At 46.0% G+C, this 6328-nt stretch carries 7 protein-coding genes; 5 read left to right on the top strand and 2 right to left on the bottom strand.

The features are described 5' to 3' along the window. The 5 genes from B4J23_RS11865 to B4J23_RS11845 form a co-directional block, all read left to right on the top strand. Positions 1–252, top strand: a 252-nt coding sequence (locus B4J23_RS11865) for a dihydroxy-acid dehydratase (protein WP_291360853.1), incomplete at its 5' end; no start/stop codon positions are given. 190 nt (positions 253–442) lie between these two features. Then, positions 443–2128 carry a dihydroxy-acid dehydratase gene (gene ilvD, locus B4J23_RS11860; protein WP_034171552.1) on the top strand — a complete coding sequence of 562 codons (1686 nt, stop codon included), beginning with the start codon at positions 443–445 and terminating at the stop codon, positions 2126–2128. A 152-nt stretch (positions 2129–2280) separates the two neighbouring features. Beyond that, the gene (locus B4J23_RS11855; RefSeq protein ID WP_180070531.1) at positions 2281–3561 is read left to right on the top strand and encodes a hypothetical protein; all 1281 of its coding nucleotides are present in this window, start codon (positions 2281–2283) and stop codon (positions 3559–3561) included. 21 nt (positions 3562–3582) lie between these two features. Then, entirely contained in the window at positions 3583–3870 is a 288-nt protein-coding gene (locus tag B4J23_RS11850) for a chorismate mutase (protein ID WP_004780403.1), read from the top strand. A 156-nt stretch (positions 3871–4026) separates the two neighbouring features. Beyond that, positions 4027–4764, top strand: coding sequence for a sulfite exporter TauE/SafE family protein (locus B4J23_RS11845; protein ID WP_291360847.1), 738 nt, complete (start codon positions 4027–4029; stop codon positions 4762–4764). Here the strand turns inward: B4J23_RS11845 and B4J23_RS11840 are convergent. Together B4J23_RS11840 and B4J23_RS11835 are read right to left on the bottom strand one after the other, a co-directional pair. After that, positions 4761–5666 carry a LysR family transcriptional regulator gene (locus tag B4J23_RS11840; RefSeq protein WP_291360855.1) on the bottom strand — a complete coding sequence of 302 codons (906 nt, stop codon included), beginning with the start codon at positions 5664–5666 and terminating at the stop codon, positions 4761–4763. The two genes, B4J23_RS11845 and B4J23_RS11840, sit on opposite strands and share 4 nt — an antisense overlap. A 97-nt stretch (positions 5667–5763) precedes the next feature. Beyond that, on the bottom strand, positions 5764–6328 hold a 565-nt coding region (locus tag B4J23_RS11835; RefSeq protein ID WP_291360845.1), incomplete at its 5' end, for a solute carrier family 23 protein.

The following is a 6328-nucleotide window of genomic DNA, read 5'->3' as shown; positions in this document are numbered from 1 at the left end:
CACGACTCTCCTGAAGCAGCGGAAGGTGGTGCGATTGGTCTGGTTGAAGAGGGTGTCCGTATCGAACTTGATATTCCAAACCGTACCATTCATCTGGCTGTTGATGATGCGACTATGGCCGCTCGTCGTGCTGCTCAAGATGAAAAAGGCTGGCATCCAGTGGAAGACCGTCCACGTAAGATTTCTAAAGCCCTAAAAGCCTATGCAATGCATACCACAAGTGCTGCAAAAGGCGCAGTACGTGAAATCTAAGCTGTAAATCTTATAGCGCAAAAAAGCACTCCAGAAGGGGTGCTTTTTTTATTTTTGATAATTGCACTGCCTCAAATAACTGAATCAGATACACAGAGTCTTACTTTTATCTAAAGATCGCTTTCTATACAATCGAATAAAACCTAGACAGCTTTTAAGCTTCACAAGAATTACATCCAGGACGAACAAAATGAGTAAAGACAATATCCGAGAACATTCTGCTCCCGTCTATGAAGGTATCGAAAATGCACCGGCCCGTTCCATGATGCGTGCCACCGGTTTTCAGGATGAAGACTTTACTCGTCCGTTTATCGGGATCGCATCGACCTGGGCCAATGTGACCCCTTGCAATATGCATATTGATGGCTTGGCACGTACAGTCGAGCAGGGCGTCAATGCTGCTGGTGGGAAGGGTATTATCTTCAATACTATCACTATTTCTGACGGGATCTCGAACGGTACTGAAGGCATGAAATATTCCTTGCTATCGCGGGAAATTATTGCCGATTCGATTGAAGCAGTGGTCGGCTGTCAGGCCTATGATGGCGTGATTGCCATTGGGGGCTGTGACAAAAATATGCCGGGCTGCATCATGGGCTTGGCACGCTTAAACCGTCCGGGTCTGTTTATTTATGGCGGTACTATCAAACCGGGTGAAGGCCATACCGACATGATTTCGGTATTTGAAGCGGTGGGCCAGCATGCCAAAGGCGAAATTAATGCGATTCAGGTGAAACACATTGAAGAAGTGTCGTTGCCGGGCCCAGGTTCTTGTGGCGGGATGTACACCGCCAACTCCATGGCCTCTGCGATTGAAGCTCTGGGGATGAGCCTGCCAGGTTCCTCTGCACAGGAAGCGGTGTCTGAAGACAAGCAGATTGACTGTGCCCGTGCTGGTGAAGCAGTGATGAATCTACTGCGTCTGGATATCAAGCCACGTGACATCATGACCAAAGCGGCTTTTGAAAATTCAATTAAAGTATTGATTGCATTGGGTGGATCAACCAATGGAGTGCTGCATCTGTTAGCCATGGCGCATACAGCGGGTGTTGAGCTGAGCCTAGATGACTTTGTACGAATTGGTAAAGAAATTCCTGTAGTCGCCGATGTCCGTCCATCCGGTAAATATCTAATGTCGGAACTGATTGCCATTGGTGGGATCCAGCCATTGATGAAACGCATGCTGGATGCTGGCATGCTAGATGGTTCCTGCCTGACTGTGACCGGAAAAACACTGGCAGAAAACCTGGCGGATGTAGAAGATTATCCTGAAGGTCAGCAGATTATTTTGCCATTCGACAAGCCAGTGAAAAAAGATTCGCATCTGATCATTATGAAAGGCAACCTGTCACCAAATGGCGCAGTCGCCAAAATTACCGGTAAGGAAGGTCTATATTTCAAAGGACCGGCCCGCGTGTTTGAAGGCGAACAGGGTGCGATGCGCGGGATTCTGGATGGCGAAGTTCAGCCAGGTGAGGTAGTCGTGATTCGCGGTGTAGGTCCTAAAGGTGGACCGGGCATGCCGGAAATGCTAAAACCGACTTCTGCTATTATTGGTAAAGGTCTGGGGGATTCAGTCGCACTGATTACTGATGGCCGTTTCTCAGGCGGAAGTCATGGTTTTGTGATTGGTCATGTCACACCGGAAGCCTATGAGGGTGGCCCGATTGGTCTGGTGCAAAATGGCGATGAAATTTCTATTAATGCAGAAACCCGTGAAATGACCTGGCATATTTCGGATGAAGAGCTTGCTGCACGTCAGGCGGCCTGGGTGAAACCGAAACCGAATTACACTCACGGGGCACTGGCGAAATTCGCCAAACTGACCTCTGGGGCGGAGACCGGGGCCGTGACTGACCTAAATCTTGAAATCTAAAGTCCTAGAAAACATTGAACATTTGTTGCTGACTTGATATAAGTTTTGCACAAGACTTATATCAGGTCATAAACATCCTCATAATAGGATGTTGAATAAAACGATCCTGCTGGCAAGGGCTGGCATGACAAAATCTTTTCGAGGCACTTCTCATGTCCCTGCTACGCCGTTGGTTTGATCCAATCCGATCGAGTTGGTTTTACCAGAAACCAGTTCGTCAAACGGTGTTATCTATTGAAGATGGCTTGAGCATCCATTTAAGACTGGATGATGTTTATAGTTATCTGGCGGTACAACAGTTACCGCAACTGGAAGAAATTCTCAGTCCGGAACTGAAGCCACTCAAAGTCATCATTTCAGATCAGCGGGCTGAGCCGCCTAATCAGATGTCTTTTGATGAATGGCAGCACTATTGCCTGAATGATGCCAAAATTTTATCTAAACAGCATCGTTTCAGCTTTCATGAGACCCCAGAATTACCGACAGCTGAAGCCTTAAAGCAGGCAGAAACCATCCTGAGAAATACGCCACTACGCGGACAGGATTTTCTGTATTTGCTGGAAGATGTCTTTCATATGCTCTGGCAAAAACAGAACGGAAAATTACGCACTTTATATGCGATGGCCAGCCGTCATCATTCGCCGCAGAATTTTCCGGAACGAATTTTTGAGCATAGTCCGATTCTGGCCAGTTATTTCCAGTTTGGCGGACGCCAGTATCAGGCGGTAGATGACCTGTTACGTCTGACCCGTCGCCTGAAACAGCAGAGATTACTGACCGGCAACCCGATTTTCCTGATCAATCATATTGAATGGCGCGAGCATCTAATCAGTGATGCCGAAGAGCTGAATGAAATCCAGTCCATGGATCCAGAGCTAGACCTGTATATCGCTCTGGAAGATCCGATTTCCTGGTTGTTGCTGGCCTATATTAAGGAAGAGCTGGCTGATTTTTATAATATCCAGTTGAATGTCTATCCGCTGTCTTATCAGGGACGGGACTGGTTTGACTGGAGTCTGGCGACACGCTTATCCAAGCGGACTGAAGTCAAATTTACCCCATTCTGCCGGCCAACCGAGCAGGCTGTAATGCCGATGGCGCAATTGTTTTATAGCTGTCCGGAAGAGCAACGGATTGAAGCCATGTACCAGATTCTGGAAGCGGTCTGGACCCGTGGTTATGATCTGTCTTATGCGGCACATTTCAAGCGTATGCAGCAGGAACTGAATATTACTGAACTGACCCAGGAAGATGTTCTGGCCAAGTTGCAGGAAAATGACACCTTATGTGAAATGAAGTCCCAGCCGAATTTACCGGTGCTGGAACTGCGTATTGATGGGCAAAGTTATACATTTAATAGCTTATATCGTGTCTGGATGATTGAAAGTATTTTCAGTAATGTGTTAGAAGAAAAGTATAAGAGTGATAACTAAACTGAAAGTGACTGAATAAACATGGAAAAAATCAAAGCTGAATCATTACAACATGCACGTCAACAGATCGATGCCATTGATACAGCTTTAGTTGAGCTGATCGCTGCGCGTCAATTTTATGTTGATCAAACCACCCGTTTTAAAAAAACTGAAACTGATCTGCAATCACCGGAGCGTATGGAGCAGATTGTGGAAAATGTCAAAGCCTTGGCACAACAGCAGGGCGTGGATCAGGCCTTCATTGAGCATTTGTACCGGGAAATGTTCCAGTATTTCATTCAGCGTGAACTGAAAGAGTTCCGTCCTTAAACGACTTTTAAATCCGATTTTTGCTGATGAATCTGATGAGTTTCAGCACATCCATCTGAAGCCTCAATATTTACTTGAGGCTTCCTTCTTAAAACCCTGATTTTACTCTATTCGTGATTTCTATAGCATGGGCTTAAATCAATTTAGGGTCATCAGATGACTGCTTTTGTTATTGCTATTTTTGCTCTGGCTGGCCTGATTAAAGGCACCATTGGATTAGGTTTACCTGCGGTGTCCATGGGTTTGCTGACCATATTTATGAGCCCATTCCAGGCAGCAACTTTACTGATTGTGCCTTCGATGCTGACTAATTTCTGGCAGTTATTTGCCGAAGGTCATGTACTGAAACTGATTCGCCGTTTCTGGCTGTTGCTGGCAGGCATTATCTTGGGTTCAGTCTGGAGTATTTTCCCGACCTTAGGTCATTCTGAATTTCATAGTGAAGCCTTACTGGGGGGGATGCTTGCCCTGTATGGCCTATATGGTTTACTGGCAAAACGAATGCCAGATTTAAGCCCGCATGAAAAGTGGCTTTCTCCAATTATGGGATATCTCGGGGGTGCCTTGACCGTGGCAACCGGGGTAGTGGTAATTCCAGTGGTGCCTTATTTGCAAACCCTGCATTTAAAACGTGATGATCTGGTTCAGGCTTTAGGGTTGGTATTTACTACCTCGACGGTGTGTTTGGCAATTTTCCTGCACCGAAACCCGGTGGAAGATATGCCGATTGATTATACCATGTCAGCGATTGCATTGATTCCGGCCTTGATCGGGATGTGGTTCGGCAAGAAAATCCGTTCCCGTATCTCTGAACAGAAATTCCGGACAGTATTTTTTATCGGCCTGATCGCCTTAGGCAGCTATATGATGCTGCATCAATTCGGCTGGATTTAATTCAGGATTTTTTGTACATCCGCAGAAATGAGGAACTGGCTAAAGTGCTGATAGGCGGTGCTTAGTTCATCAAAGTTCTTTGCAGCTAACAATAACTTGCGGTTGGCCCAATCTCCCGTCAGTTGGATTTGATGAAATGCATAGAGCTTCGACAAACGTTGTGCAGCACGTTTTGGCATGATCGCGATACCTACACCATTGGCCACAACCTGGGCAATGGCGGCAAAATTCGGTAAGCGCAAGCGATATTGAATCTCACAGTTCAGCAAGCGAGCCTGGGTTTCAATCGACTGCTGCAAAGAGTGATATTGCATCAGACCAACAAAGGGATAATTCAGACAGTCTGCTAATGTTAATGCCTGATTCGTTGCCAGATCATGTTGTTCAGGGCAGATCAGTACCAGAGGATCATCTGAAAACTCCAGAGTCTGTAATTGAGGGGCAGAAAAAAAACTGGAAATAAGTCCTAGCTTGGCAGTACCACTCGCCAAAGCTGCAATGATGTCATTGCTCTCTGCTTCTTTGAGGTCAATCTGGATATTTGGGTTATTTACTAGATATTTTGGCAATAATAGGGGAAGGTACTCACTTTGTGCTGAAGAGTTACACCATAAGCTGATATTGGAATTGAGTCCTTCACTAAAGCCGGCCATGGCTTGAGACAACTGTTGTCCCTGTTGCAACAGGGCTTGGGCATGTTCAGCAAAGACCTGTCCCGCAAAAGTCATTTTTACCCCAGCAGAATGGCGGCTGAACAGACTGACCTGATATTGCTGTTCCAGCTTTTTAATCCGCTCACTTGCTGCCTGTAAGGAAATGGCAGAGCGTTCAGCACCTTTGGTCAGACTACCTGTGTCGACTATATTGAGAAAAAGAAGTAAATCAAAAAAATCCAGACGCATCGGCAGGATGCTCATATAAAAGATCAGGCCTATTTAAACAATTCTTGCGATATAAAAAAAGCAGCCTGGAGGCTGCTTGAAAATTTAAGTCTTCACATTATTTTTTATCGACCAGGCTAAAGAACCAGTTCAGGAATAGCGCAGCAAAGGTCGCTGTACCAATTCCGCCTAGGTTAAAGTTACCGAAGGTCAGGGCAAAGTCACCTGTACCCAGAATAATGGTCACAGCTGCTACCATCAGGTTTTTATTCTGTGAAAAGTCTACTTTATTTTCGATCCAGATTTTCGCACCGGCAATAGTAATCAAACCAAAAACCACAATAGAGGCGCCGGTTAAAATCGCCGTTGGAATAGTATGAATAATCGCACCAAACTTCGGTGATAAACCGAGGAATACTGCAAACACACCGGCAACAGCAAAGATAATCGTTGAGTAAACCCGAGTAACTGCCATCACACCGATGTTCTCACCATAGGTGGTCATACCCGGTGCGCCCACACCACCTGCCAAGGTAGTTGCAATACCGTCCGCCACAAAGGCTTTCCCGATATGCGGATCCAGATTTTCCCCGGTCATGGCACCCACGGCTTTAATATGTCCCAGGTTTTCTGCAATCAGAATCAGGGCAATAGGCGCAATGATCAGCATGGCATTGGTATCA

Origin of the sequence: Acinetobacter sp. UBA3025, from assembly GCF_002367915.1 — a bacterium.
Lineage (GTDB): Bacteria > Pseudomonadota > Gammaproteobacteria > Pseudomonadales > Moraxellaceae > Acinetobacter.
This window is presented reverse-complemented; position numbering and strand designations above follow the sequence as displayed.

Coding starts and splice junctions, on each gene's coding strand:
- ilvD (WP_034171552.1), top strand. CDS start 443: ATGAGTAAAGACAATATCCGAGAACATTCTGCTCCCGTCTATGAAGGT.
- B4J23_RS11855 (WP_180070531.1), top strand. CDS start 2,281: ATGTCCCTGCTACGCCGTTGGTTTGATCCAATCCGATCGAGTTGGTTT.
- B4J23_RS11850 (WP_004780403.1), top strand. CDS start 3,583: ATGGAAAAAATCAAAGCTGAATCATTACAACATGCACGTCAACAGATC.
- B4J23_RS11845 (WP_291360847.1), top strand. CDS start 4,027: ATGACTGCTTTTGTTATTGCTATTTTTGCTCTGGCTGGCCTGATTAAA.
- B4J23_RS11840 (WP_291360855.1), bottom strand. CDS start 5,666: ATGCGTCTGGATTTTTTTGATTTACTTCTTTTTCTCAATATAGTCGAC.